Origin of the sequence: Nocardia sp. NBC_00881 (assembly GCF_045207455.1) — a bacterium.
Taxonomy (GTDB): domain Bacteria; phylum Actinomycetota; class Actinomycetes; order Mycobacteriales; family Mycobacteriaceae; genus Nocardia.
Window position 1 is genome coordinate 8,125,355 of record NZ_CP108798.1, and the last position, 24,952, is coordinate 8,150,306.

Genomic DNA, 24,952 nt, shown 5'->3' on the forward strand with positions numbered 1-24,952 from the left:
CGAGCGCAGCAGTTCATACCATTAGAGGAACTGTCGAGCCGCCTGGCATGCCTTGGGGGTCATCATGCTCGTCTTGACGCTCGTCCTTGCCGCGATCGGCTTCGCCCTGCTCGTGGCCGCGCTCACCACCGGATCGGTGTTCTGGGCGTGGGGATGCATCGTGGTGTGTGTCATCGGTGCTGTTCTGCTGCTGGTGAGCGCCCTGTCTATGCGGAGGCCGGATGGTGAATCCACGCCGCCTCCTGGTCGTCATGCCAAACGTTAACCTGCCCTGCGAACTGGGTTGACCGCTGTGGCTAGAATCAAACATGAATACGGCGTCGATCCGGCCATCACCGGGGAGTCTTCGGAAGAACGGCGGTGCGGCCCTCGGGTCGGGCGCTCAGTAGAACCGAACGGGTGAGCCCGTCACAGCTCCCAACGAGAGGTCCGGCGAGTCCTGCGCCGGACAAGCGGGGTGGTACCGCGGTTTCGGCGCACCGGGCGCTGTCATCGTCCCCGTGCCAACGACACGGCACGAGGAGACGCATCCGCGATGGCGGACCACACTTCCAGCACCAGCGCGTATCCGCGGGTCGACCTCGGCGTCGGCAACGGGACGTCGTTCCCCGAGATGGAGCGCCGCGTGCTCGACGCATGGGCGGCCGCCGACACCTTCCGCGCAAGCATCGAAAATCGTTCCGGCGCATCGGAATTCGTCTTCTACGACGGTCCGCCCTTTGCCAACGGTCTGCCGCATTACGGCCATTTGCTCACCGGGTACGTCAAGGACCTCGTCCCGCGTTTCCAGACCATGCGCGGCAAGCGGGTCGATCGCCGATTCGGCTGGGACTGCCACGGATTGCCGGCGGAAATCGAAGCGGAAAAGCAGCTCGGTATCACGGACAAATCACAGATCGACGCAATGGGTCTCGCGGAATTCAACACGGCCTGTAAATCGTCGGTGCTGCGCTATACCGGGGAATGGCGTGACTACGTGACGCGCCAAGCCCGCTGGGTCGACTTCGACAACGACTACAAGACGCTGGATACCGACTTCATGGAGTCGGTGATGTGGGCGTTCAAGTCGCTCTACGACAAAGGCCTGATCTATCAGGGCTTCCGAGTGCTCCCCTACAGCTGGTACGAGCAGACGCCGTTGTCGAATCAGGAGACTCGGCTCGATGACGCGTACAAGATGCGTCAGGACCCCGCGGTCACCGTCGACATGGTGCTGAGTGTGCCCACCGACCATCCGCTGCGCGAACTCGACGGTGCCAACGCACTGATCTGGACGACCACGCCGTGGACGCTGCCGTCGAACCTGGCGATCGCGGTGCACCCCGACATCCGGTACGTACACCTGCGCGCGGTCGACGGCAAGCGCTATCTGCTGGCCGCCGAGCGGGTCTCGCACTACGCGCGGGAGTTCGGCGCGGACCCCGAGGTGCTCGGCGAGTACGACGGCGCAGCGCTGGTCGACCTGTCCTACGCTCCGCCGTTCGACTTCTTTCTCGGCCACCCGCACGCACACCGTGTGCTCACTGCCGACTACGTGACCACCGACTCCGGCACCGGAATCGTGCATCTCGCACCGGCCTTCGGTGAGGAGGACATGGAGGTCGCGACGGCCAACGGAATCGAACTGGTGCAGCCGCTGGATCCTGGCGGCAAGTTCACCTCGATGGTGCCGCCGTACGAGGGCCTGATGGTGTTCGACGCCAACCCGGTGATCATCAAGGACCTCAAGGCGGCGGGAAAGCTTCTGCGGCACGAGACGATCGAGCACTCCTACCCGCACAGCTGGCGGTCCGGCCAGCCCCTGATCTACATGGCGGTGCCGTCCTGGTTCGTTGCGGTGACCACCTTCCGCGACCGGATGGTCGAGCTGAACAAGCAGATCACCTGGGTGCCCGAGCACATCCGCGACGGCCAGTTCGGTAAGTGGCTCGAGGGCGCGCGGGACTGGAACATCAGCCGCAACCGCTACTGGGGCAGCCCGATCCCGGTGTGGATGTCCGACGATCCGGCCTATCCGCGCATCGACGTGTACGGCTCGCTGGACGAGCTGGAGCGCGACTTCGGCGTGCGGCCCGTCGATCTGCATCGGCCGATGATCGACGAGCTCACTCGGCCGAATCCCGACGACCCGACCGGTGAATCGACCATGCGCCGGGTGCCGGAGGTGCTGGACTGCTGGTTCGAGTCCGGGTCGATGCCGTACGCCCAGGTGCACTATCCGTTCGAGAACAAGGAGTGGTTCGACAACCACTTCCCCGGCGATTTCATCGTCGAGTACAACGGCCAGACCCGCGGCTGGTTCTACACTTTGCACGTGCTCGCGACGGCGCTGTTCGACAGTCCCGCATTCAAAACCGTTGCCGCACATGGCATCGTGCTCGGTGACGACGGGCTCAAGATGAGCAAGTCCAAGGGCAACTACCCGGACGTGAACGAGGTGTTCGACCGGGATGGCTCCGACGCCATGCGCTGGTTCCTGATGAGCTCGCCGATCCTGCGTGGCGGCAACCTCATCGTCACCGAGCGTGGCATCCGCGAGGGTGTCGGCCACGCGCTGCGGCCGCTGTGGAACACATGGACCTTCCTGCAGTTGTACGCGTCGAAGCCAGGGGCCTGGCGAACGGACTCGACCAATGTGCTGGACCGCTACATCCTGGCGAAGCTGGCGCAGACCAGGGACGTGATGACCGAGGCGTTGGAGGTCTACGACATCGCAGGCGCCTGCGAGGAGCTGCGCTCGTTCGCCGACGCGCTGACCAACTGGTATGTGCGCCGGTCGCGTTCGCGGTTCTGGAGCGAGGACCGCGACGCGGTGGACACCCTGCACACGGTGCTGGAGGTGGTCACCCGGCTGGCCGCGCCGCTGCTGCCGTTACTCACCGAGGTGATCTGGCGCGGCCTGACCGGCGGCGATTCGGTGCATCTGGCCGACTGGCCGGCGGGAGCGGAGCCTGCGGAGCGATCAGAAAAGGCAGCGGGTGTGCTTCCACATGATCCGGAACTGGTCGCCGCCATGGATGAGGCGCGTGTGGTGTGCTCGACAGTGCTGAGCCTGCGCAAGGCACAGAACCTGCGGGTGCGGCTGCCGCTGGCCGAGGTCACCATCGCCGCGGCCGACGCCGAGCGGTTGGCGCCGTTCGCGGACATCATCGCCGACGAGGTCAATGTCAAGAAGGTGGATCTGACCACCGACGTGGATGTGCACGGCCGCTTCGAGTTGGTGGTCAACGCCCGCGCCGCGGGTCCGCGCCTGGGCAAGGACGTGCAGACGGTGATCAAGGCGGTCAAGGCAGGGGAGTGGTCCGAGGACGCCGACGGTGTGGTCGCCGCGGCCGGAATCACCCTGCTGCCCGAGGAATATACCCAGCGCCTGGTCGCGGCCGAGCCCGAGTCCACCTCGGCACTGCCCGGCAACGCGGGCCTGGTGGTGCTGAACTCGGTGGTCACCGAGGAGTTGGAGGCGGAGGGCTGGGCTCGTGACCTGATCCGAGACCTGCAGGAGACCAGGAAGTCTTCCGGCTTGGACGTCTCCGACCGCATCACCGTGGTCCTCGACGTCCCCACCGAACGGGCGGCGTGGGCCGAAACCCACCGCGATCTGATCGCGGGCGAGATCCTCGCCACCACAGTTATATTCGGCGACGCCGGCCCCGATGCCGTCGATCTCGTCGGTGGCGCGCGGGCGAAGGTCACCAAGGCCTGACGGTCGAGGGTGAACGAGTCGGGGCGGGGCCGAAAGGTCCCGCCCCGAGCTGTATGAGCGGTCGTGCCCTTTTCCTCGAGCCGGATGAGGTATGCGCGCCGCTCGCAGATCAGGGCGTCACGCATCACGAAGACCTCGCCGGCGGCCATCCGGATCGGCTCGCCGGCGGCCAGCTGCGCTTCGATGGCCAGTTCGGCGTCGTCTTCTTCGACCATGCGCAGTGGTGTCGCGGCTCTGGATCATCTCGTCTGTCGTGCGCGCTGGGGTGCTGTCCGCGGCCGTCCGGATATCCGGAAGGGGATCGGAACGCGCATGATATGTGATCTAGATCACATGCTGAAAGTTTGCTGATCCTGAGGTTTAGAGCATGGGCACGCGGCATAATCGCCATGTTGCTGCTGTTACTCGGGTGAACTCCTGGGGCGGCAGCGCCTGTTCGCGGAGTTGTCCTATCTGAAATGCACTGCGCCGGGCGTGCATTCGCCGGGCGTGGTGACTGCGGCTCCAGCGTGATCATCCTGGTGCCGTGCGTTAGCCGGGGCCGTCGGTCGGCGGCCCGTCAGCAAGGCCGACGGAAGGGCGAGCACGTGACGAGGAAATTGCTGCGCCGCATCGTTCTCGGATTCTTGGTATCGACCCTCGCGACATTTGTCCTCGCCGGACCGGTCTGGTCTGACACCGGCAGTGCCTCCGGCAGTGGGCCGGGTGGCGAGTCCGGCTCGGGATCCGGCAGTGCCAGCGGCTCTGCGGCTCTGCCGGTGCCCAGCTATTACGGCCTCGGCGCGCTGGCGGCGGCCGTGACGCAGATCGGAAAACCTTACCAGTGGGGCGGCACGGGGCCGTTCGCCTGGGACTGCTCGGGTCTGGTCCAGTGGGCGTATCGGCAGGTCGGGGTCAACCTACCGCGCACAACCTGGCAGCAGGCGAAGGTGGGTGTGGCGGTTCCGCGCAGCGCGCTCTCGATCGGCGACGTGGTCGTGCTGAACAGCGACGGCTCGCACGTCGGCATCTATGCGGGCTTCGGCCAGGTGCTCAACGCATACGACTGGGGAGTGCCGGTCGGCTTCACCCCGCTCGAGCGGTTCGACATCTACGCCATCCGTCGGTTCTGAGTACACCGTACGGGCGGAAGCAATGTCGCTCGAACGGAAGTCGGCGTTATCAGGACCGAGTGCTCGTTGGCCGGCACGAGAACGACCCGGACCCGCCGCGGCTGCGGATCGAGGCGGTGACGAGGCGCCGCATCCGGCTCAGTCGAACTGGATGACCCCCTGGCAGCCGCTGCCCGCGCTCCCGGACCACGCGGGTGACTCCACCTGGAACGGAAGCGGCCCCGGCTGGTTCACGCCGAGGTCCACTCGGGTCACTGTCCAGTAGAAGGTGTCCGGCAGCGGCAGCTGAACATCCTTGTCCGGGATCGCCAGCGCCGCCCCGGATGTCGGGTTGCCCGCGGTCACGACGTCGAGGATGACATGGGTTCCCGCCTTCGCCTGGATGACGGTCTTGCTGCAGTTGCCGTTGGCGAAGCCCAGCTGCACTGTTTGCTGCTCGGCCGCCGCGGGGCCCGCGGCGGCCGAGATCAGGGCTGCTGCGGCACCGCCGGCCAGGGCCAGGTGACGCACACGACGACTCGGAATCATGCTCACGAACGCACCTCTCTGCTCGAACAGGAACGTGGAGAAACGGCGAGCTCCCGGATCGGCGACGAGAAGTAATGCGTGGTGTAACAACCGTCACCGATCGCAATCGGCGACAGCATAGCCGTAAGCTATGGCATACGGCGGGAGGTGGGGCGCCCGTCAGTTGCCGAGGTCCTCGGCGAGCGTGCGCAGCAGCGGTCCGTACTGCGGATGCGCCAGCGCTGAGGCGAATTGCGCGACCAAGTAGTCCCCCGGGTTACCGGTGTCGTACCAGCGGCCACGGATCACCTGGCCGAATACGGGGTTGCCCGCGGCATGCACGTTGATCGCGTCGGTCAGATACACCTCGCCGGTGCGGTGTTCGTACCACGCTTCGGTCTGGATGCGCAGTTCCTCGATGATGCCGGGCGTGACCACATAGCCGCCGATCGCCGCGAAATCCGACGGCGCATCCTTAGGCTTCGGCTTCTCCCGCAGTCCGGTGATGCGCAGCAGGCCGCTGCCGTGGTCGTCGGCGACCACTGGAACGCCGTAGCGCTGGGATTCGGCGGGGTCCATCGGCATCAATGCGAGCACCGGTGCTCCTGTGGCCTCGTAGGCGTCGATGAGCTGCTGGGCGCGCGGCACCTCGGCGACGAACACGTCATCGGGCCACAGCACGAGCATCGGCTCGTCGCCGAGATTGCGGGCGGCGTTGAGCACCGGGGTGCCGTTGCCGTACGGGCCGTGCTGGTCGAGATAGGTGATGTGGCCGAGCCGGGACAGCTCACCGACCTCCTCGACCGCGTCGGCGAAGGCGGTCTTTCCGTCCGCGCGCAGCTGGGCCACCAGCGCCGGGTTGGGGCGGAAGTGGTCCTGGATCAACGATTTTCCGCCGCTGACCACGATGGTGATGTCAGTGATGCCCGAGGCGACCAGCTCGCGGACCGTGTGCTCGATCACCGGCTGGTCGCCGACCGGCAGCATCTCTTTGGGGATGGCCTTGGTCAGCGGGAGCAGCCGGGAGCCGATACCGGCGGCCGGGATGACGGCCTTACGGATCTTCATGGGTCCGATCATCACATACCGCGGCGCGTCACAAGCCCGGTCCCCGCGGTTCGTCGGCGGTTCATCGATACTGAGTGGTACATCGTTCGGTGTGTCAAAAGGGCAGATCAGGGCCATTTCATCGAGGAAGGTGGCGGGCAGGCGGCACGCACGGGCGTACGCTGCTTTCGCCAGGGAACAAGCAGCTAGCGCACAGCCACCTGACAGCGTCGCCGCCTGTCGGGACCTTGTCGGTGGCCGGGCGTACATTGCTCGCCGTGAGCACCGACAAGGCGACCGGCGCGGGGATCGTCGCGGGCATCGTCGAGCGCTTGGCCGGGGCTGCGCTCCGAGTCGGGGCCGCGTTCTGGGAGGGCGGCCGGCACGGCGCCGACCAGCTGGCCGGCCTGATCGCGGACACCATGTCGCTCGGGCGGCGCACCGCCCTGTCGCGCCCCCGGATTCTCGGGTTCGGACAACGTGCGGCGAAACCGCGGTGAGCGGGCAGCATCCGCCTGTGCTCGCCGACGCGGACACCGCGGCGCGGCGGTGGGTTCTGCACGTCGATATGGACGCGTTCTTCGCGTCGGTCGAACAACTGACCCGCCCGACACTGCGCGGCCGCCCAGTCCTGGTCGGTGGTATCGGCGGACGCGGCGTCGTGGCCGGAGCCAGCTATGAGGCGAGGGTGTTCGGCGCGCGCTCGGCGATGCCGATGCACCAGGCGCGCAGACTCGTCGGCGTGACCGCGGTGGTGGTGCCGCCGCGCGGCGCGGTCTACGGCGTGCTGAGCGGCCAGGTCTTCGACGCGCTGCGCAGTCGGATTCCGGTGCTGGAGACGCTCTCGTTCGACGAGGCGTTCGGCGAGCCCGCCGAGTTGGTGGGCGCGACGGCGGCGCGGGTGTATGAGTTCTGCGCGGAACTGCGCGCGTTGGTGCGCGAGCGCACCGGGCTGACCGCATCGGTCGGCGCGGGCACGGGAAAGCAGTTGGCCAAGATCGGCTCCGGGCTGGCCAAACCGGATGGCATTCGGGTGATTTCGCCGGTCGAGCAGCAGCGGTTACTCGCGGGGCTTCCCGTGCGCAAGCTGTGGGGGATCGGACCGGTCGCGGAGAGCAGGTTGCGTTCATTGGGCATCGAAACCGTGGGCGCCTTTGCCGCACTGCCGGAATCGGAGGCGGTGTCGATTCTCGGCGGAAGCGTCGGCGCGGCCCTGCACCGGCTGGCACGCGGCATCGATGACCGCCCGGTCGCCGAGCGCGCCGAGGCCAAGCAGATCAGCGCGGAAACCACCTATGAGACCGACATCGTCACCCTCGCCCAGCTGCGCCCGGCCATCGAGGACATGGCCGCCGCCGCGCACCGGCGCCTGGCCGGTGACGGACGCGCCGCCCGCACCGTGGTGCTCAAGCTGAAGAAGTCCGACATGAGCATCGTCACCCGGTCCTACACGCTGCCCTACGCGACCGAAGATCTGGCCGCACTCGCCGCCGCCGCGCAGCGTTCTGCGCTGGACCCACAAGAATTGGGTCCGATCCGGCTGGTCGGGGTGAGCTACGGCGGGCTGTCGACGGTCCGCCAGGAATCGCTGTTTCCGGAACTCGATCGCGGTCCAGCTGCCGAGATCGCCCAGGAACAGCCGGAAGCTGCCGAGCCTCCGCGATTCGACGACACGGTTGGTGCGTCGCAAGCCGTCGCCGCGACCACCCTGCCGGTCAGCGTCTGGCATCCAGGCATGGACGTGACGCATCCCGAGCACGGTCACGGCTGGGTGCAGGGCGCGGGGCTCGGCGTGGTGACCGTCCGCTTCGAAACCCGTTCGACCGGACCGGGTCCCGCGCGTACCTTCGCCGCCGCCGACGCCGCGCTCACCCGGGCCGACCCCTTGGGCAGTCTGCTCTGACGAACGCCCACGACGGCTCGACATTGCCCGGTCGGACGCGTACGTTCGCTGCCGACGACATCCGTCTGTCCCGTGTGGATCTCGGCGGTGGTTCCCGCCGCCGGGTAGCCTGGGGCCTCGTGCAGCGCCGCCGGTTTCGGGTGACGGCTGCCATGGTGGAACACGACACGGACCTACTCGAACGCAAAGGACGAGCAGTTGAAGCTTCGTAAGACTGGACGCATCGCGATCGCCGGCCTGGCCATCGTCGCCGCGCTTGGCATGACAGCCTGCGGCAGTGACGACAAGGACAGCAAGCCCGCCGCCAAGACGTCGACCAGCGCCAAGGCGTCGGCGGCCGCGAGTGCGAACCTGCCGCCGGTCCCCACGGTCGCGGAGCTGAACACCGCCATGACGCGGGCACTGGACCCGGCGGTGCCCGCCTCGGAGAAGCTGGACAACGTCCAAGGCGCCGAAAGCGATCCGACGCTGCCGGACCGGCTGTCGCAAGCCGTGTCGGGCGCCGACGTGAAGATCGAGGTCACCGACGTCACCTCGTTCGGCGACAGCGTGAACGCCAAGGCCAAGTTCACACTGAACGGTCAGGACAATATCGTCGAGGTGCCGTTCGTCGCCGACAACGGCAAGTGGAAGATCCAGAAGGCATGGGCCTGCACAATGCTGACCAACCTGGGCCAGCAGTCGGCTGCCTGCGGCTGATTCGCTCGACTGGTCGGGTCGGCCGCCGGGATCTGCCCGGTCGCCGGCCCGTCGTCGTCGCTCGGCCGACCATCCGAGGTCACCGTGCGCTCCGGGCGGGCACGGCTGGTGTTCCAGCCCTGGCCTGATCGAAATTCCCTGTGGCGCCCGGGAATACGTCCGGTCCGGCTGGCAGCGCGGCCGAGATCGATCCGAATGTCAAGCTTGTCGGCGCCACTGACCGGTGATGCGATACCAGCCGACTACATCACCCGCAGGATTGCGCACGTCGCGTTGGCGTGCGCGTAGAGGTCGCCGTCCGTGACGCCGAGGAGGCGGGCCTCCGCGCTGGCGGTGGTGGGCCCCACGTGGATTGCGGTGCCTTCGCAGCGCAGCGTTCGGGTGTCGGTGCGCACGCGGCGGAGCATATGGATGCCGATCTGGACCGAGGTGGATCTCGTTGCGCTGGGCAGCTTCGTCATCACCGCTGCGGCGAGTGCCGATTCCAGCAGAGCGGTCACGAAGCCACCGTGCACGCTGCCCATCGGATCGAGCAGGTGATCGCCCGGCTCGCCCTCGAACACCACGGTCCCGTCGCCGACCTGTACCAGCCGGATGCCGAGCGTCCTCATGATCGGGGCGTCCGGAAACCGTCCGTCGAGCGCTTCCTGCAAGATCTCACGGCCGGTCATGTCCAGGATGTCCGTGGTTGTTTCGGGAGGTGGCCGCCAAGCGTGGGTGTGGGAGCGAAGAGGTTGGGGCGCTGTCATGCGTTGACGCTACGAGCGTCGCGAATCGGGCAACAGTGTCGGATCCGACACTTTCGCGACTATTTCAGACAATGCAGTGTCTGAAATAGTCGCGAACGCAAGCATCGTCAGGGGCGATCCGGGCAGTCGAACGTAGCTCGCCGCGCGGACTTATGTACCGCTCGTACGCGCGGCGGCTTCGGTGGCGACGTCGCGCGGAATCCGCCGGAGGCGCCGGGCGCGCAGTAGGGCATCGGTGGTGAAAATCGCCAATGCGACCCAGATCAGCGCGAAACCCGCCCAGCGGGAGGCGGGCATCGGCTCATGCGCGACGGCGAGGCCCCAGGCCATCTGCAGGGCGGGGGTGAGATATTGCAGTAGGCCCATGGTGGACAGCGGAACCCGTTGGGCCGCAACCGCGAACAGCAGCAGCGGAACGAGGGTGACCGGGCCGGTGGACATCATCAGTGCGGCATGTTTCACGCTGGAACCGAATTCGCTGCGCCCGGTTACTGCGAGCGCGATCACGAACGCCAGCGCGAACGGTGCGGCGACTACCCCTTCCGCGGCAATACCACGCAACGCGTCCAGCGGGATTACCTTCTTCACCAGGCCGTAGGTGGCGAATGAGCAGGCCAGTGCCAACGCGATGATGGGAGGCCTGCCGTAGTCGATGGTGAGCACTGTCACCGCGGTGGCGCCGAGGGCCAGCGCCGCCCACTGGGCCCGCGCCAGCCGCTCGCGGAAGAACACTACGCCGAAAGCGACGGTGACCAGCGGGTTGATGAAATACCCGAGCGCGCACTCCACAACGTGCCCGGAGGTGACTCCATAGACGTACACCCCCCAGTTGAGCGCGATCGCGGCCGAAGCGACCGCCGCGAGCCGCCAGACCCGCTTGCCGATGTCGCGCAGCTCGCGTAGTCGCCCGCTTGCCATGAGTACCGTGAGCACCACGACCAGCGTCCACAGGATTCGCTGGGCCACAACCTCGCCCGGTCGGGCGAACGCCAGCAAACCGAAGAACGCGGGGAACAGACCCCACAGGAAAAATGCGCTGGTCCCGAACGTCACACCGGGGATAGACCTGCTTTGCCGCACCCTGACGACCGTAGTTGTCACGTAGCCTTGCGGTCATGTCGATTACCGTGCAGGCTTCGGGCGCCACCGGACTCACCGCGGCCGAGGTCGAGCAACGGCGCCGCGACGGCCGCACCAACGACGTACCGGATCGCGCGAGCCGCTCGGTCCGCGACATCATCCGTGCGAACGTCTTCACCAGGATCAACGCCATCCTCGGCGTCCTGTTCATCTTGGTGCTCGCAACCGGCTCGATCATCGACGGTATGTTCGGCCTGCTGATCGTCGCCAACAGCGCGGTCGGCATCATCCAGGAGATCCGTGCCAAACGCACCTTGGACCAGCTGGCCATCGTCAGCCAAGCCAAGCCGACTGTTCGCCGCGACGGCGCGGCCGTCGAGATCGCGCCGCGCGAAGTGGTACTCGACGACCTGATCGAGCTCGGCCCGGGCGACCAGATCGTCGTGGACGGCACCGTCGAGGAGTCCGCACAGCTCGAGGTGGACGAATCGCTGCTCACCGGTGAGGCCGATTCGATCGACAAAGCGGTCGGCGCCACAGTGCTGTCGGGCAGCTATGTGGTCTCCGGGTCCGGCGCCTACCGGGCCACCAAGGTCGGCAAGGACGCCTACGCGGCGCGACTGGCCGAGGAGGCGAGCAAGTTCACCCTGGTGCACTCCGAGCTGCGCACCGGAATCGACAAAATCCTGAAGTTCATCACCTACCTGCTCATTCCCGCCGGCCTGCTGAGCATCTACAACCAGCTGGTCTCCAGTAAGGAGTCGTGGCGGCCAGCGGTCACCGGCATGGTCGCCGCGCTCGTGCCGATGGTGCCCGAGGGGCTGGTGCTGATGACCTCGATCGCGTTCGCGGTCGGCGTCGTGCGCCTGGGCCGACGTCAGTGCCTTGTACAGGAGCTGCCCGCCATCGAGGGCCTGGCCCGCGTCGACGTGGTGTGCGCGGACAAGACCGGCACACTGACCGAGAACGGGATGCGGCTGTCGGATATCAAAACGCTGGAGGCCTTCGACGACACCGAGGTCCGCACCGCGCTGGCCGCGCTGGCCGCCGACGATCCGCGTCCGAACGCGAGCGTGCAGGCGATCGCGGAGGCGCTGCCGGACGGCCCCGGCTGGCAGCGGACGGCCGTGGCGCCGTTCTCCTCGGCCAACAAGTGGAGCGGCTGCTCTTACGGTGCGCACGGCGACTGGCTACTCGGCGCGCCGGACGTGTTGCTCGACGCCGGCTCCGAGGACGCGCGCGTCGCCGAGGAGCTCGGTTCCTCCGGTTTGCGCATCCTGTTGCTTGCTCGCGGTGACCGTCCGGTGGACGCGCCGGACGCCCCGGGCGCGGTGCGGCCCGCCGCGTTGGTCGTGCTCGAGCAGAAGGTCAGGGCCGACGCCCGCGACACCCTCGAATACTTTGCGAGCCAAGATGTTTCCATCAAGGTGATCTCCGGCGACAACGCCGTATCGGTCGGCGCGGTGGCCTCCTCGCTGGACCTGGCGGGCGGCGACCACGCTATCGATGCGCGCGAGTTGCCCGAGGACCGCGGCCAGCTGGCCGACGTGCTGGAGCGCAGCACCACCTTCGGCAGGGTTCGCCCGGACCAGAAGCGCGCCATGGTGTCGGCACTGCAATCGCGCGGGCACACCGTGGCGATGACCGGTGACGGTGTGAACGATGTTCTGGCGCTGAAAGATTCCGATATCGGTGTCGCGATGGGCTCGGGCAGCCCGGCGACTCGCGCGGTCGCTCAGATCGTCCTGTTGGACAACAGATTCGCCACGCTGCCCTACGTGGTCGGCGAGGGGCGCCGGGTGATCGGCAACATCGAGCGGGTCTCGAACCTGTTCCTCACCAAGACTGTCTATTCCGTGCTGCTGGCGTTCCTGGTCGGCCTCGCAGGCGTCGGCTCGCAGATCTTCGACTACGAGCCGATCGGCTATCCGTTCCTGCCGCGCCACGTCACGATCGCGGCCTGGTTCACCATCGGCATCCCGGCGTTCATCCTCTCGCTCGCGCCGAACAACGAGCGCGCCCGCACGGGGTTCGTCGCGCGCGTGATGCGCCTTGCCATCCCGTCGGGCGTTGTGATCGGCGTGGCCACCTTCGTCGCCTATCTGATCGCCTACGCCGGTCCGCACGCCGGCGAGGAGCAGAAGATCCAGGCGGGCACTACCGCGCTCATCACGCTGATCATGATCGCGGTGTGGGTGCTGGCCATCGTGGCGCGGCCCTACGTGTGGTGGAAGGTCTTGCTGCTCGCGGCGTCTGTCGCGGCGTACGTGTTCCTGTTCACCGTTCCGTTCACCCGGGAGTTCTTCAAACTCGATCCGTCCAACGTCGCGCTGACGGGTGCCGCGGTGGCCTGTGGCACGGTCGGCATCGTGCTTGTCGAGGTCGTCTGGTGGGTGAGCGCGGCAATGCTGGGAGAGCGGCGGCAACTTTTCCCGAGCTCGCCAGGCGGGGCGGCGGACCAACTGGACGCCTGATCCGCGGCGCAGCGAGAACCCTTGTGCGAGGCGGTCATTCATGGTTGGGGTACCTTCTCGACTATGGAGGTACTGCTGCACCAGATCGACGCGTTTGCGGACGCACCGTTCTCGGGCAACCCGGCCGCGGTGATGCCGCTCCCGTCGTGGCTCCCGGATACGTTGCTGCAACATCTGGCCGAGGAGAACAACCTCGCCGAAACCGCCTTCTACACCTCGCAATTACCTTCCGAGGCGGGTGCGCCGCCCGGCGACTGGCCCGCCTTCCACCTCCGCTGGTTCACGCCGACGGTAGAGGTTGCCATGTGCGGGCACGCCACCTTGGCCAGTGCCGCCCAAATCCTGGCCGACGTGCACCCGGGGAGCGACCGGGTGAGCTTCTTCACGCGTAGCGGCTGGCTGCACGTCGACCGCACCGACGCCGACGAGCTCGTCCTCGATCTGCCGGTCGTGCACAGCATCCCGGTGCGGCCCGATCCGGCGCTCGTCGCGGCGCTCGGAGTGCGCCCGGTGCGGGCGTACTCCGGCACAGACGAGGTGATCGTCGTCGCGACCGAACAGGAGGTCCGCGATGCCGCGCCGGTGCTCTCCGCCTTTCCTGCGCTGCCGCGCGCCGCGATCGTCACCGCCCCCGGTGATTCGGCCGACTTCGTCTCCCGAGTCTTCGCTCCGAGCGCGGGCATACCCGAGGACCCGGTGACCGGCTCGGCGCACGCCCAACTGGTTCCGCTGTGGAGCGAGCACTTGGGGCGCACGGAACTGCACGCCAGACAGCTTTCCCGCCGTGGAGGAACCCTGCGCTGCGAACTCGTCGACGACCGCGTCCTACTGCTCGGCCGCTGCCGCCGCTATCTCGACGGGGTTGTCACTCTGCCGGACTGACCTGAGGTCAGCATCGCCGTGGTGCCCGTGTCCGTCGGCACCAACGGTGGTGGAACCGGTGGTCGGGAGACTGGTCGCACTCGAACGGATGGATGCGGAGCCGACGTCGACGTGATGGCGGCGCGGGTCGCGCACCGGGGCACCGAGTCCTCCTGTGCCGCTCGGTATTCGCATTCCGGTGGCGGTGCGGAACCGTGACGGCGTCGCGATGCTGTTCGACTCGTCACCATCGCCTCCGTGCCCTATGGTCCCTCGGCAGGCCGAAATCCTGCTTCGCCGATCGAAAACAGGATTGGGTTCAGCAGGTACTGTGCTCGTCCCGGCGCGGCCTCGTCGGCCAGCACCTCGACCCAGCGGTGGTCACCGACGTCGTGGAGTGGCTGGCGAGGCGCTGAGAGGGCTGCGCATCACCGGTCGGGGACCGGCCCGTCGTCGGGACCGGGCAGCACCACGTCGAGGTAATCGGGCAGGAGCGGGACCACGGCGAAGCGGCCGGCCAGCGCGTCGGCGGGAAGTGCCTGGACGGCACGGACGCCATTCTGGGAGGCGACGTTTCGCAGAGTCGTCAGCGGTCCGCGGACGACGAGGCCGACCACGCACGCACAGCCTGCGCGCAGCCGTGCGGCGGAGACGCCGACTATACGGGCGGAACGGTCGTCGGAGGGATGCGGGAGCAGCCAGGCCGCGTACCCTGCCGAATCCACGGCCGCGCCCACGTCTTCCGGGACGGGTACGGCGACGAGAGGGGTCTGCACCCTGGGCATCGGCACCCGATACAGCACCTGCGCGACGCGCAGGCCACCGGTGTAGTCCGGAATCCGTTCCGGCCCCAAAGGTTCGGTGAACGACAGCAGGGCCCAGTGCTGATCGCTGTCGGATCCGGTCAGGGAACCCCGCGCCCGAGCGAGGTAGTCCGCGACCTGCTCACCTCGGTCCGGCCCGAGCCGGTCGGTGAAAACCCCCGTCTTGCGCGGCGGATTCAGCGCACCGAGCGCGACGATCAGCACGACCAGTGCGACGCTCGCCGCGGCGAGGATGATGCCCCGCCATGGCAGTGTGCGCCGGTCAGGCATTGCGCAGGACGTCCAAGGCGTGCCGCAGATCGTCCGGGTACTCGCTGGTGATCTCCAGATAGCGGCCGTCCACGGGATGCTGGAATCCCAGCGCGCGGGCATGCAGCCATTGCCGTTCCAGCCCGAGCCGCTGGGCAAGGCGGGGGTCCGCACCGTAGGTGAGGTCGCCACAGCAAGGGTGGCGGATCGCGGAGAAATGCACCCTGATCTGATGGGTGCGGCCGGTCTCCAGGTGGACGTCGAGCAGGCTCGCCGCCTGGAACGCCTCCACCGTGTCGTAATGCGTGATGCTCGGGCGTCCGTCGGCGGTGACCGCGAACTTCCAGTCGTTGCCGCGGGCCCGGCCGATCGGTGCGTCGATGGTGCCGCTGCTCGGGTCCGGATGTCCCTGCACCAGCGCGTGATACCGCTTATCGATGGTGCGCTGCTTGAACGCGCGCTTGAGCACCGTGTACGCGTGCTCGGACTGCGCGACCACCATCACCCCGGAGGTACCGACGTCGAGACGGTGCACGATGCCCTGCCGCTCATGGGCGCCCGAGGTGGAGATGCGGTATCCGGCCGCGGCCAGCCCGCCCACTACGGTCGGCCCGCTCCAGCCGACACCGGTGTGCGCGGCCACACCGATCGGCTTGTCCACCGCGACGATGTCGTCGTCGGCATAGAGGATCTTCATGCCCTCCACCGGTTCGGCCTCGATCGTCAGCTCCCGCTCGGGTTCCGGGAACATCACCTCGAGCCATGCGCCCGCCGCGAGCCGGTCGGACTTGCCCGCGGCCACGCCGTCGAGCTGCACCGAGCCTTCTTCGGCGAGCGCCGCGACAGCGGTGCGGGACAGGCCGAGCAGCCGGGACAGTCCGGCGTCCACGCGCATGCCGTCGAGGCCGTCGGGCACGGGCATGGTTCTGGTCTCCCTCATGCCGCGCTCTCCCCGCCGCTGTGCTCGGCGCCGCGGCCGACCCGGGTTCCGTTCGGCTCGAAACCGCACACGGTGAGCACCACGAGCAGGATCGCGCCGCACACGATCGAGGAGTCGGCCACGTTGAATACCGGCCACCAGCCGATCGCGACGAAGTCGACCACGTGCCCCTGCAGCGGGCCCGGCGCGCGGAACAGCCGGTCGACCAGATTGCCGAGTGCGCCGCCGAGCACCATGCCGAGGCCGATCGCCCACCACAGCGAGCGCATGGTGCGGCCGATGCGCACCACTCCGATCACGACGGCGGCGGCGACCAGGGTCAGCAGCCAGGTCATGCCGGTCGCCATGGAGAATGCCGCGCCGGGATTGCGTACCAGGCTCAGTCGCGCGAAGTCGCCGATGATCGGCACCGGATCGCCCGGCGTCAGCTTCGCGACCGCGACGGTCTTGGTGAGCAGATCCAGGCCGAGCAGGACCGCGGCGATGACGAGCAAGGTCCGCAGGCGCTGCGGCGAAGTCGCTGGGGTCGTCGGATCAGCGGTGTTTGCTGGGCTCTCCTCGGGCGGCGGGTCGTCACTCACGACGACTATCATCTCTCGAGCGCGATCAGGGCCGATGCGCGAGTCCGATTGTCGCGCTTCTCGGGGCGGTTCGCGGTCGCGCGCGGCGCGCGGCGCGGATGTCCCAGCTGACACTCAGGAAGCGGTCGTACCCTGTTGCTCGTGACGGTGTTGTCTTCCCCCCACATCCCCCGGATCGCGCGTTCGGGTGTGCTTCTCATGGTGTTCGCGCTCGGACTCTCCGCGTTCGGTGTCGGTTGCGGTAACGGCGCCGAATCGCGCAGCGAGACCGAAGGCACCGAGCCGCTGGGGATCGGTAAGGAAGTGACCGTGCCGATTCCGGCGGCGGTGACCACAGTCCTCTCGACCGGAGAGGAGCCGCGCTCGTTGTTGCGGCCGGACTACCCGGCGGGCACCGTGCAGCGGGTGACGTTGCACACCGCGCACCGGATCGAACAGAAGATCAACGAGCAGCCGATGCGCGACTTCTCCACGCCCGCGCTGACCATCCCGATGACCGCGCAGACCACCGCCGAGGGCATCGATCTGACTCTCGGCACCGTCACCTCCCCGGACCCGACGTTGGCCAAGGCGCTCACCAACATCGGCGGCTCGCACGCGGGCTTCGACCTCAGCGATCTCGGGGCGATCACCGCACTGCGGCTCGAGCCGTCGCCGGATACCTCCAACACCGCACGTTCTGCGCTGGAGCAGGCTTTCTACCAGGCGGTCTACCGCTCGATCGCGTTCCCCGACCAGCCCGTCGGCGAGGGTGCGGTGTGGACGGTGCGCCAAGAGGTCACCGGCGGCGTCACGCTCGACCAGGTGACCACCGCTACGCTGACCAAGCGAGACGGCGACCGGCTCACCATCGAGCTGAACGTCATCCAGAAGCCGAAGTCCCCGGCGTGGAACCTGCCCAACAACGCGGGAACCCTGGACATCCGGGACTATGTCATGCAGGGCGCCGGCACCATCACGGTCGACCTCGGCTTGCCGCTTCCGGTGTCGGGGTCCATCACCGTCGGCGGCCACCAGGCCTATCGCGATCCGCGCAGCGAAAGCATGTTGCAGCAGACGATCGATACGCAGGTGTCGTGGACCGAGTGATTCGAGTGCGCGGCCTGCTGCTCGCGGCCGCGTCGATCGCGGTCGCCGCGGGATGCGGGTCCGCGGAGCCCGCCGCACCCGAACCGGCCGAGCTGCCGCCGCTCGGCCCCGTGGTCGCCGCGGCCCCGGTGAGCGCCGTACCCGAATCCGATTCGGAGCGGTTGCGGGGCCTGCTGCTCGGCGGCGCGAACCTGCCGCAGAATTTCACTGCCCTGCCGCCGCGCGCCGACCTGCCCGACGGCGCCGGCGACGCCGCTTCTGCACCGACGAATCCGGCGGAATGCGCGAAAGTGCTCACCCCGCTGGCCGCACTGCGTCCTGGCGCGCTCGCCCGGGCGTCCATTCAATACGCGGGACCGAATTTCTCCAGTATCGATATCGATGCGGCGAGTTATCCGAGCGAGGCGCTGGCCGAGGTGTTTTCGGTCGTGCAGGCGATGCTGCGCCGCTGCACGCACTATTCCGGAGCGGATGCCACCGACATCCCGGTGGATTACCAGGTCGGCGGGCTCGCCCAGCCGCCTGCGGGCGACACTGCCACCGCCTTCCAGGTGCGCACGAGCAGCGACGGCATGACGCTCAGCTCGTCGGTGGCGATCGTGCAGGTCGGCGGCACCCTGGCGCAGGTCGCGGTGACCGCGCCGGAGTCGGTGGACCCCGGCGTCCTCAGCGATCTCACGGCCGCCCAGGTGCGTCGGCTGCAGGGCGTCGCAGGGTCCTGATTTCCGGCGATCCGGCCTATTGCGGGGGTGCCGGGAATAGGCTCGATATGGTCCGACACAACGCCTCGAGCGGAGGTTCCCATGTCTGATGTCAAACCCGTTCCCGACGGATATCCGGTGGTCTCGCCGGGGCTCGCGATCGACGGTGCGGCGGCCGCGATCGATTTCTACAAGAATGTATTCGGCGCCACGGAGCGAATGCGCATGCCCGGCCCGGACGGCAAGATCGCGCATTGCGAGCTGATGTTCGGTGATTCTGTCGTCATGCTCGGCGACCCCGACCCCGATATGGACTTCCTGGACCCGAAGACGGTCGGCGGCACCCCCGTCAACCTCTACGTGTACGTCGAGGACGCCGACGCCGCCTTCGCCGCGGCGCTGGCCGCGGGCGCCAGCGAACTCACGTCGATGACCACCCAGTTCTACGGCGATCGCAGCGGCGCCTTCGAGGACCCGTGGGGACATCGCTGGACCGTGGCCACGCACGTCGAGGACGTGCCGCCCGACGAGATGGACCGCCGAATGGCCGAGCTGTTCGGCTGAGCCGGTTCATCGAGTGGCTGGGTCATCCGGCAACAATCGAATCTTGTAGCCGCTGGCGCATCGCGGCGGCCGGGTGCTCGCGACACCGTATTGTTCACCGGGCCGGATCTGGGGCCGGATCGGGTAACACGCTCGCGGCTCTATCGAGCAGATCAACGTCGGCGTGCTCGACACGGCAGAGTCACCCGGACCCGGCGCAGTGGTGCGACGGTGTACACGAGATCGGTCGGACTGTCCGCAGTCACCGTGCACGCCGCGCTGTCGGTCGTCGTTACACCGAAACACTGCGCACCTCGGGAGGATCGTCACTGCCACCGACCCATGCCGTGAAAAGTGACATGCGCCATGGTTTCGCGCGAAAGCCTGCGGAAATGACAGGGGTTCGTATGGGAACCGGCAACTTGTTAACGGAATGATCAAACCTGGCGATTTACCTACCGATTGGCCAGATCGGCAATCGATCGGCATATTCCGCGACGGAGGTTTCTTCATGCTTGTCAATCTTCTGAACAGGCTGGTCGACACCTTTGGCGACGAGGGTTATCCGGACACTGGGGCACCGGGATTGAATGCCGTTGTGTCCGATGAAGAAGCGGCCTTGCGCCGACGGGAATCGGAGTACCAAAAGTACTTACTGAGCAGGACCACCGCCCGCGTGATCATTGGCTTGTAACGGAACGACCACGCCTGGCGATTTCGCCACCCAGACGATAATCGGTCGACATACGCCGCGACGGAGGTTTGGAATGCTCACCGATGTTCAGAATTGCCTGGGAGTCAACGTTTTCGCCGGTAGCTTTGGCTGCCAGGCCGCGAATGGCGCCCTATCGTTCGCCAGCTGACGGTCACCGAGTCCGCGGCAGGAGTGGTTGAGCTCCGAGGCGGCAGCATCCGTGTAATCGCAGGGCCCAACTCGTGCTGTATCTCGCAAAACAGGTGCCTGCGGCGGAAACTCGCCGCCTCAAAAGTAATTCGCGCAACTATCGAACGGCTCGATCATCCAGCTGCACCGCCTGGGTACGACAGGGGAAATCTGTCGGCCGACTGAAGCGTCGCGGCAGCGGCGTCTCTCAGTGCGGGCACCAATCTGTCTTCTGCAACCGATGCCGAAATTGTTTAAATGGCCGGACTGTGCCTTGAAATCCCAGCGATTACATAGCATCCCGCGATTTCGGTTACCGGCGCTTCGGACTCTCCCGAATGCGGCGTGGTGTCGAAGCCGAAGACCGTGTGTGGTGGTAGTGCGGCTTCAATGCTGCTTGCACCGCCACCGTGGTCATGGGCAGTTCGCGCCGAATTCTCACGAGCCAACGCCGGTCATTCTCGGTCAAGGTGGCTGCGGCAGCAATCCGCTCGTCCAGCCGGACAAACGGCGCCACTTCGCCGAGATCGATGTCGGTTGGCGGTGGCAAGCGGTGGAGCTGTTCGAGCAAGGCTGCGCCCGCCCTTGCCGCCGACGGCAGCTGGCTGCGGCGCGACGCCGAACTCGACGCGCGCTTGGTCGGCTCCTCTGGTGCACATGCGCTGCGTGACACGCGGGCCATGACCTCCTTCGTGCGGTAGAAAGCAACGCAACAGACAAGGAGACGAGCGCATGGGAAAGATCGTCGAAAGCACCAATGTGTCCCTCGACGGGCTCATGGACAACATGCAGGACTGGCATTTCGACTATTTCAAAGAGGGCGCGATGGACTTCGCGGGCGCCCAGTTGAAAGCGGCCGACGCGCTGCTGATGGGGCGCAGGACCTACGAGGTTTTCGCCTCGGCATGGCCGCAGCGCACCGGCGACTGGTTCTCCGACAAGTTCAATGCCATGCGGAAATACGTGGTGTCGAGCACGCTGACCGATCCGGAATGGACCAACACCGTCGTGCTCGGCGCGGACATTCCCGCCGAGATCGCTCGCATCAAGGCTGAAACCCGGGGCGATATCCTGATGTACGGGCACGGGCCGGTGGCCCGCCTGCTCCTGGAATACGGTCTGCTCGACGAGATCCGCCTGTGGATCCACCCCATCTTCGCGGGCCGCGCCGAACCCGAGCACTTGATCTACCGTGACACCGGCAAGACCCCGCTGCGGCTGCTGGACACCGCCATCCTGGAGACCGGCATCATCATCGCCACCTACGGTCCCGTGACGGCCGACTGAGCCATGGCCGAACGGCGGACCCGGACCCCTCATCTGGGGCCGGGTCCGCCGTTCTCTCGGGTTACCCGCGGGCGATCGCTTCGAATACTTTCGGGTCGACCAGGGTGGAGGTGTCGCCGAGTTCGCGTCCTTCGGCGATGTCGCGGAGTAGGCGGCGCATGATCTTGCCGCTGCGGGTTTTGGGTAGTTCGGGAACGATGTGGATTTGTCTGGGTCGTGCGATCGGGCTGATTTGTTTGGTCACTTCTGCTTTGAGCTCGTCGACCAGCTCGGTTCCGGTGTTCTCGGTTTCGGCGGTGAGGATGACGAAGGCGACGATGCCTTGGCCGGTGGTGGCGTCGGTGGCGCCGACGACCGCGGCTTCGGCGACGCCGCTGTGTCCGACGAGGGCGGATTCGACTTCGGCGGTGGAGATGCGGTGGCCGGAGACGTTCATGACGTCATCGATGCGGCCGAGTATCCAGAGGTCGCCGTCGGTGTCGAGGGTGGCGCCGTCGCCGGCGAAGTACCAGCCTTGTTCGGCGAAGCGTGTCCAGTAGGTTTCGTGGAAGCGTTCCGTATCGCCCCAGATGCCGCGCAGCATGGCGGGCCATGGCTGGTCGAGTACGAGGTAGCCGACGACCGCGGAGCGGTCCGGGGAATCAGCGTCGGTCTCGGCTTTCTGTACTGGTTTGCCGTCTTCGTCGACCACCCGTGCGGAGATGCCGGGCAGTGGTGTCATGGCGGCGCCGGGTTTGGTGGTGGTGACCCCGGGCAGTGGGGAGATCATGATGGCGCCGGTTTCGGTCTGCCACCAAGTGTCCACGATCGGGGTGCGGTCGGCGCCGATCACCTCGCGGTACCAGCGCCAGGCTTCGGGGTTGATCGGTTCGCCGACCGATCCGAGCAGCCGCAGCGAGGTCAGATCGTGGGCGGCGGGGATTTCTCTTCCCCATTTCATGAAGGTGCGTACCAGGGTGGGTGCGGTGTAGTAGAGAGTGACGCCGTATTTTTCGATGATCTGCCAGTGTCGGTGTTCGTCGGGGAAGTTGGGGGTGCCTTCGTAGACGACTTGGGTGGCGCGGTTGGACAACGGTCCATAGACGATGTAGCTGTGTCCGGTGATCCAGCCGATGTCGGCGGTGCACCAGTAGATGTCTTGTCCGGGTTTGTGGTCGAAGACGATGTGGTGGGTGTAGGAGGTTTGGGTGAGGTAGCCGCCGGTGGTGTGCAGGATGCCTTTGGGTTTTCCGGTGGTGCCGGAGGTGTAGAGGATGAACAGGGGGTGTTCGGCGTCGAAGGGTTGGGCTTCGTGTTCGGGTGAGGCGTGCTCGACCGTGTCGTGCCACCACAGGTCGCGGTGCTGGGTCCAGGGCACCTCGATACCGGTGCGGCGGACCACGAGCACATGCTCGACTGTCGATGGGTCGCCGCTCAACGCCTCGTCGACCGCGGCTTTGAGTGGTGTGGCCGTCCCGCGTCGCCACTGCCCGTCGGTGGTGATGATCAGCCGGGCACCGGCGTCGTCGACTCGTTGCCGTAGGGCGGTGGGGGAGAATCCGGCGAACACGACCGAGTGGGTCAGGCCCAGGCGGGCGCAGGCGAGCATGGAGATGATGGCCTCGGGCACCATCGGCATGTATACCGCCACGCGGTCACCGGCCCGCAGCCCGAGTTCGGTGAGGTAGTTGGCGGCCCGGCAGACCTCGGCGAGCAGTTCTGCGTAGGTGATGGCGCGGGAATCGCCGGGCTCGCCTTCCCACTGAATAGCGATCTGGTCGCCGTGTCCGTCCAAGACGTGCCGGTCCACACAGTTGTAGGCGACGTTGAGAGTGCCGCCGACAAACCATTTCGCCACCGGCGCGGCACTCCAGTCCAGTACCTGGTCGAACGGTCGATGCCACTGCAACCGATCGGCCTGCTCACCCCAGAAGTCCAGCCGATCGGCTTGCGCCCGGTCGTACGACGTCGCGTCGGCGTTCGCGTCGGCGGCGAAGTCCGCGCTGGGCGGGTACGCGGCAGGGACAGTGTCGCGGTCATCGGTGGTAGCGCGGGTCACACGAATCTCCTAACGAAAAAGCAAGGGGGGACAGGAATATCAGGCAGCGATCAATGCACCACCGCCTTCTCGGCGCCCACGCCGGTGAGCGAGCGAACCTCCATCTCGGCGGCCTTGTCCGAGTCCTCGGACCTGCCTCCGACGAAAGTCCCGACGATGCCGAGCGCGAACGCCAGCGGGATGGAGACGATTCCCGGGTTCGACAGCGGGAACCAGTCGAAATCCGACCCGGGCAGCATCGAGGACTTGGTGCCGGAGACCGCGGGGGAGAACACGATCAGCACGATGGTGGAGAGGAGACCGCCATACATGCTCCAGAGCGCGCCGCTGGTGTTGAACCGCCGCCAGAACAGCGAGTACAGAATGGTCGGCAGATTCGCGGACGCGGCAACCGCGAAAGCGAGCGCCACCAGGAAGGCCACGTTCTGCCCGTTGGCGAGGATGCCGAGGGCGATGGCCAGCACGCCGATCACCACGGCCGTGATCCGCGAGACCCGAACCTGTTCGCGCTCACCGGCTTTGCCTCGCTTGATGACGTTGGCATAGATGTCATGCGCGAACGACGCCGACGCGGTGATGGTCAGGCCCGCGACCACCGCGAGGATGGTGGCGAAGGCGACCGCGGAGATCACGCCGAGCAGTACGACGCCGCCGAGTTCGAACGCCAGCAGCGGTGCCGCCGAATTCTGCCCGCCCGCGGCGGCCAGGATACGATCCGGGCCGACGATCGCGGCCGCTCCGTAGCCGAGCACCAGGGTGAACAGGTAGAACGCGCCGATCAGTGCGATCGCCCACACCACTGACCGGCGCGCCTCCTTGGCGGTGGGCACGGTGTAGAACCGCATCAGCACGTGCGGCAGGCCCGCCGTGCCCAGCACCAGCGCCAGCCCGAGCGAGACGAAGTTCAGCTTCGAGGTTTCGCTGCCGCCGTACTGCGCTCCCGGCGCGAGCACGTCGCGGGCGGCGACGCCCTTGTTCGTCGAGCCGGACACCGCGGCCTGTGCGGAGCCGAGGATGTCCGAGAAATTGAAACCGAACTTGGCGAACACCATCACCGTCATCAGTGCGGCACCGACGATCAGCAGCACCGCCTTGATGATCTGCACCCATGTGGTGCCCTTCATGCCGCCGACCAGCACGTACACGATCATCAGAAGGCCGACTGCGGCGATCACGATGGATTGCCCGGTCTTGTCGGAGATGTCCAGCAGCAGCGCGACCAGTCCGCCCGCGCCCGCCATCTGCGCGAGTAGATAGAACAGCGAAACCGCGAGGGTGGACAGTGCGGCAGCGGTGCGCACCGGCCCTTCCTTCAGCCGGAAGCTCAGCACGTCGGCCATGGTGAATTTGCCGGTGTTCCTGAGCATCTCGGCGACGAGCAACAGAGCGACCAGCCATGCGACCAGGAAACCGATGGAGTAGAGGAAGCCGTCGTAGCCGTAGACCGCGATGGCGCCCGCGATGCCGAGAAAGCTTGCGGCCGAAAGGTAGTCGCCCGCGATGGCAATGCCGTTCTGCGGTCCGGAGAAGCCGCGCCCTCCGGTGAAGTAGTCGGCGGCGGTGGCGTTGTTGCGGCTGGCCCGGATCACCACGACCATGGTGATCGCGACGAAGGCGGCGAAGATGGCGATATTGGCGACCGGGTTGCCGACCGTCGCCGCCGCCGCGTAGATGTGCACGGT

23 protein-coding genes are annotated in these 24,952 nt (G+C 67.0%); 14 read left to right on the forward strand and 9 right to left on the reverse strand.

Going from position 1 to position 24,952, the window contains the following annotated elements; translation table 11 throughout:
* Nucleotides 1–64: 64 nt before the first annotated feature.
* The 3 genes from OH799_RS34600 (at nucleotide 65) to OH799_RS34610 (ending at nucleotide 4,815) form a co-directional block, all read left to right on the forward strand.
* Nucleotides 65–265 carry a hypothetical protein gene (locus tag OH799_RS34600; protein ID WP_406273254.1) on the forward strand — a complete coding sequence of 67 codons (201 nt, stop codon included), beginning with the start codon at nucleotides 65–67 and terminating at the stop codon, nucleotides 263–265.
* A 270-nt stretch (nucleotides 266–535) separates the two neighbouring features.
* The gene (gene ileS / locus OH799_RS34605; protein ID WP_406273257.1) at nucleotides 536–3,703 is read left to right on the forward strand and encodes an isoleucine--tRNA ligase; all 3,168 of its coding nucleotides are present in this window, start codon (nucleotides 536–538) and stop codon (nucleotides 3,701–3,703) included.
* Nucleotides 3,704–4,290: 587 nt separating this feature from the next.
* On the forward strand, nucleotides 4,291–4,815 hold the full coding sequence (locus tag OH799_RS34610) for an NlpC/P60 family protein (RefSeq protein ID WP_406273260.1): 525 nt from the start codon (nucleotides 4,291–4,293) through the stop codon (nucleotides 4,813–4,815).
* Between the two features lie 138 nt (nucleotides 4,816–4,953).
* Here the strand turns inward: OH799_RS34610 and OH799_RS34615 are convergent, their stop codons facing one another.
* Complete coding sequence (locus OH799_RS34615) at nucleotides 4,954–5,349, reverse strand: hypothetical protein (protein WP_406273263.1); 396 nt, start codon at nucleotides 5,347–5,349, stop codon at nucleotides 4,954–4,956.
* A gap of 153 nt (nucleotides 5,350–5,502) precedes the next feature.
* Nucleotides 5,503–6,390, reverse strand: coding sequence for a UTP--glucose-1-phosphate uridylyltransferase (locus OH799_RS34620; RefSeq protein WP_406273266.1), 888 nt, complete (start codon nucleotides 6,388–6,390; stop codon nucleotides 5,503–5,505).
* 257 nt (nucleotides 6,391–6,647) lie between these two features.
* On the opposite strand from OH799_RS34620, the gene OH799_RS34625 reads away from it, so the two are divergent.
* From OH799_RS34625 to OH799_RS34635, 3 genes are all read left to right on the forward strand, one after another.
* Nucleotides 6,648–6,869: a hypothetical protein gene (locus OH799_RS34625; protein ID WP_406273268.1), complete on the forward strand. Its 222-nt coding sequence runs from the start codon at nucleotides 6,648–6,650 to the stop codon at nucleotides 6,867–6,869.
* Nucleotides 6,870–6,937: 68 nt separating this feature from the next.
* The gene (locus tag OH799_RS34630) at nucleotides 6,938–8,272 is read left to right on the forward strand and encodes a DNA polymerase IV (protein ID WP_406282866.1); all 1,335 of its coding nucleotides are present in this window, start codon (nucleotides 6,938–6,940) and stop codon (nucleotides 8,270–8,272) included.
* A gap of 198 nt (nucleotides 8,273–8,470) precedes the next feature.
* Nucleotides 8,471–8,971, forward strand: a complete 501-nt coding sequence (locus OH799_RS34635; RefSeq protein WP_406273271.1) for a hypothetical protein — start codon at nucleotides 8,471–8,473, stop codon at nucleotides 8,969–8,971.
* Between the two features lie 242 nt (nucleotides 8,972–9,213).
* On the opposite strand, the gene OH799_RS34640 is transcribed toward OH799_RS34635, so the two are convergent.
* Both OH799_RS34640 and rarD read right to left on the reverse strand, forming a co-directional pair.
* A complete protein-coding gene (locus tag OH799_RS34640; protein WP_406273274.1) occupies nucleotides 9,214–9,720 on the reverse strand; it encodes a PaaI family thioesterase in 507 nt (168 codons plus the stop codon).
* A gap of 150 nt (nucleotides 9,721–9,870) precedes the next feature.
* Nucleotides 9,871–10,800, reverse strand: coding sequence for an EamA family transporter RarD (rarD, locus tag OH799_RS34645; RefSeq protein ID WP_406273277.1), 930 nt, complete (start codon nucleotides 10,798–10,800; stop codon nucleotides 9,871–9,873).
* 35 nt (nucleotides 10,801–10,835) lie between these two features.
* Here rarD and OH799_RS34650 point away from each other — a divergent pair, with 35 nt between their 5' ends.
* Both OH799_RS34650 and OH799_RS34655 read left to right on the forward strand, forming a co-directional pair.
* On the forward strand, nucleotides 10,836–13,274 hold the full coding sequence (locus OH799_RS34650; protein ID WP_406273280.1) for an HAD-IC family P-type ATPase: 2,439 nt from the start codon (nucleotides 10,836–10,838) through the stop codon (nucleotides 13,272–13,274).
* Nucleotides 13,275–13,337: 63 nt separating this feature from the next.
* A complete protein-coding gene (locus OH799_RS34655; RefSeq protein WP_406273282.1) occupies nucleotides 13,338–14,156 on the forward strand; it encodes a PhzF family phenazine biosynthesis protein in 819 nt (272 codons plus the stop codon).
* 407 nt (nucleotides 14,157–14,563) lie between these two features.
* Here the strand turns inward: OH799_RS34655 and OH799_RS34660 are convergent, their stop codons facing one another.
* The 3 genes from OH799_RS34660 to lspA are packed head-to-tail and all read right to left on the reverse strand — an operon-like array spanning nucleotide 14,564 to nucleotide 16,741.
* Complete coding sequence (locus OH799_RS34660) at nucleotides 14,564–15,229, reverse strand: hypothetical protein (protein WP_406273285.1); 666 nt, start codon at nucleotides 15,227–15,229, stop codon at nucleotides 14,564–14,566.
* Nucleotides 15,222–16,148: an RluA family pseudouridine synthase gene (locus tag OH799_RS34665; protein ID WP_406273288.1), complete on the reverse strand. Its 927-nt coding sequence runs from the start codon at nucleotides 16,146–16,148 to the stop codon at nucleotides 15,222–15,224. The genes OH799_RS34660 and OH799_RS34665 overlap by 8 nt, the downstream gene beginning before the upstream one ends.
* On the reverse strand, nucleotides 16,145–16,741 hold the full coding sequence (gene lspA / locus OH799_RS34670; protein WP_406273291.1) for a signal peptidase II: 597 nt from the start codon (nucleotides 16,739–16,741) through the stop codon (nucleotides 16,145–16,147). The genes OH799_RS34665 and lspA overlap by 4 nt, the downstream gene beginning before the upstream one ends.
* Before the next feature lie 186 nt (nucleotides 16,742–16,927).
* On the opposite strand from lspA, the gene OH799_RS34675 reads away from it, so the two are divergent.
* From OH799_RS34675 to OH799_RS34700, 6 genes are all read left to right on the forward strand, one after another.
* Nucleotides 16,928–17,818: a hypothetical protein gene (locus OH799_RS34675; RefSeq protein WP_406282867.1), complete on the forward strand. Its 891-nt coding sequence runs from the start codon at nucleotides 16,928–16,930 to the stop codon at nucleotides 17,816–17,818.
* A complete protein-coding gene (locus tag OH799_RS34680; RefSeq protein ID WP_406273294.1) occupies nucleotides 17,806–18,540 on the forward strand; it encodes a hypothetical protein in 735 nt (244 codons plus the stop codon). The genes OH799_RS34675 and OH799_RS34680 overlap by 13 nt, the downstream gene beginning before the upstream one ends.
* An 81-nt stretch (nucleotides 18,541–18,621) precedes the next feature.
* A complete protein-coding gene (locus OH799_RS34685) occupies nucleotides 18,622–19,083 on the forward strand; it encodes a VOC family protein (RefSeq protein ID WP_406273297.1) in 462 nt (153 codons plus the stop codon).
* 412 nt (nucleotides 19,084–19,495) lie between these two features.
* Nucleotides 19,496–19,756 (forward strand): hypothetical protein, encoded by a 261-nt coding sequence (locus tag OH799_RS34690; RefSeq protein ID WP_406273300.1) that lies wholly within the window; start codon nucleotides 19,496–19,498, stop codon nucleotides 19,754–19,756.
* A 719-nt stretch (nucleotides 19,757–20,475) separates the two neighbouring features.
* Complete coding sequence (locus OH799_RS34695; RefSeq protein ID WP_406273302.1) at nucleotides 20,476–20,646, forward strand: hypothetical protein; 171 nt, start codon at nucleotides 20,476–20,478, stop codon at nucleotides 20,644–20,646.
* 31 nt (nucleotides 20,647–20,677) lie between these two features.
* Nucleotides 20,678–21,232 carry a dihydrofolate reductase family protein gene (locus OH799_RS34700; RefSeq protein WP_406273305.1) on the forward strand — a complete coding sequence of 185 codons (555 nt, stop codon included), beginning with the start codon at nucleotides 20,678–20,680 and terminating at the stop codon, nucleotides 21,230–21,232.
* A 61-nt stretch (nucleotides 21,233–21,293) separates the two neighbouring features.
* Here the strand turns inward: OH799_RS34700 and acs are convergent, their stop codons facing one another.
* Together acs and OH799_RS34710 are read right to left on the reverse strand one after the other, a co-directional pair.
* On the reverse strand, nucleotides 21,294–23,270 hold the full coding sequence (acs, locus tag OH799_RS34705) for an acetate--CoA ligase (RefSeq protein WP_406273307.1): 1,977 nt from the start codon (nucleotides 23,268–23,270) through the stop codon (nucleotides 21,294–21,296).
* A 50-nt stretch (nucleotides 23,271–23,320) separates the two neighbouring features.
* Entirely contained in the window at nucleotides 23,321–24,949 is a 1,629-nt protein-coding gene (locus tag OH799_RS34710; protein ID WP_406282869.1) for a cation acetate symporter, read from the reverse strand.
* Between the last annotated feature and the right edge of the window lie 3 nt (nucleotides 24,950–24,952).

Coding starts and splice junctions, on each gene's coding strand:
- OH799_RS34600 (WP_406273254.1), top strand. CDS start 65: ATGCTCGTCTTGACGCTCGTCCTTGCCGCGATCGGCTTCGCCCTGCTC.
- OH799_RS34695 (WP_406273302.1), top strand. CDS start 20,476: ATGTCGGTTGGCGGTGGCAAGCGGTGGAGCTGTTCGAGCAAGGCTGCG.
- OH799_RS34640 (WP_406273274.1), bottom strand. CDS start 9,720: ATGACAGCGCCCCAACCTCTTCGCTCCCACACCCACGCTTGGCGGCCA.
- OH799_RS34655 (WP_406273282.1), top strand. CDS start 13,338: ATGGAGGTACTGCTGCACCAGATCGACGCGTTTGCGGACGCACCGTTC.
- OH799_RS34630 (WP_406282866.1), top strand. CDS start 6,938: ATGGACGCGTTCTTCGCGTCGGTCGAACAACTGACCCGCCCGACACTG.
- ileS (WP_406273257.1), top strand. CDS start 536: ATGGCGGACCACACTTCCAGCACCAGCGCGTATCCGCGGGTCGACCTC.
- OH799_RS34700 (WP_406273305.1), top strand. CDS start 20,678: ATGGGAAAGATCGTCGAAAGCACCAATGTGTCCCTCGACGGGCTCATG.
- OH799_RS34690 (WP_406273300.1), top strand. CDS start 19,496: ATGATCAAACCTGGCGATTTACCTACCGATTGGCCAGATCGGCAATCG.
- lspA (WP_406273291.1), bottom strand. CDS start 16,741: ATGATAGTCGTCGTGAGTGACGACCCGCCGCCCGAGGAGAGCCCAGCA.
- OH799_RS34620 (WP_406273266.1), bottom strand. CDS start 6,390: ATGAAGATCCGTAAGGCCGTCATCCCGGCCGCCGGTATCGGCTCCCGG.
- OH799_RS34660 (WP_406273285.1), bottom strand. CDS start 15,229: ATGCCTGACCGGCGCACACTGCCATGGCGGGGCATCATCCTCGCCGCG.
- OH799_RS34665 (WP_406273288.1), bottom strand. CDS start 16,148: ATGAGGGAGACCAGAACCATGCCCGTGCCCGACGGCCTCGACGGCATG.
- OH799_RS34675 (WP_406282867.1), top strand. CDS start 16,928: ATGGTGTTCGCGCTCGGACTCTCCGCGTTCGGTGTCGGTTGCGGTAAC.
- OH799_RS34685 (WP_406273297.1), top strand. CDS start 18,622: ATGTCTGATGTCAAACCCGTTCCCGACGGATATCCGGTGGTCTCGCCG.
- OH799_RS34650 (WP_406273280.1), top strand. CDS start 10,836: ATGTCGATTACCGTGCAGGCTTCGGGCGCCACCGGACTCACCGCGGCC.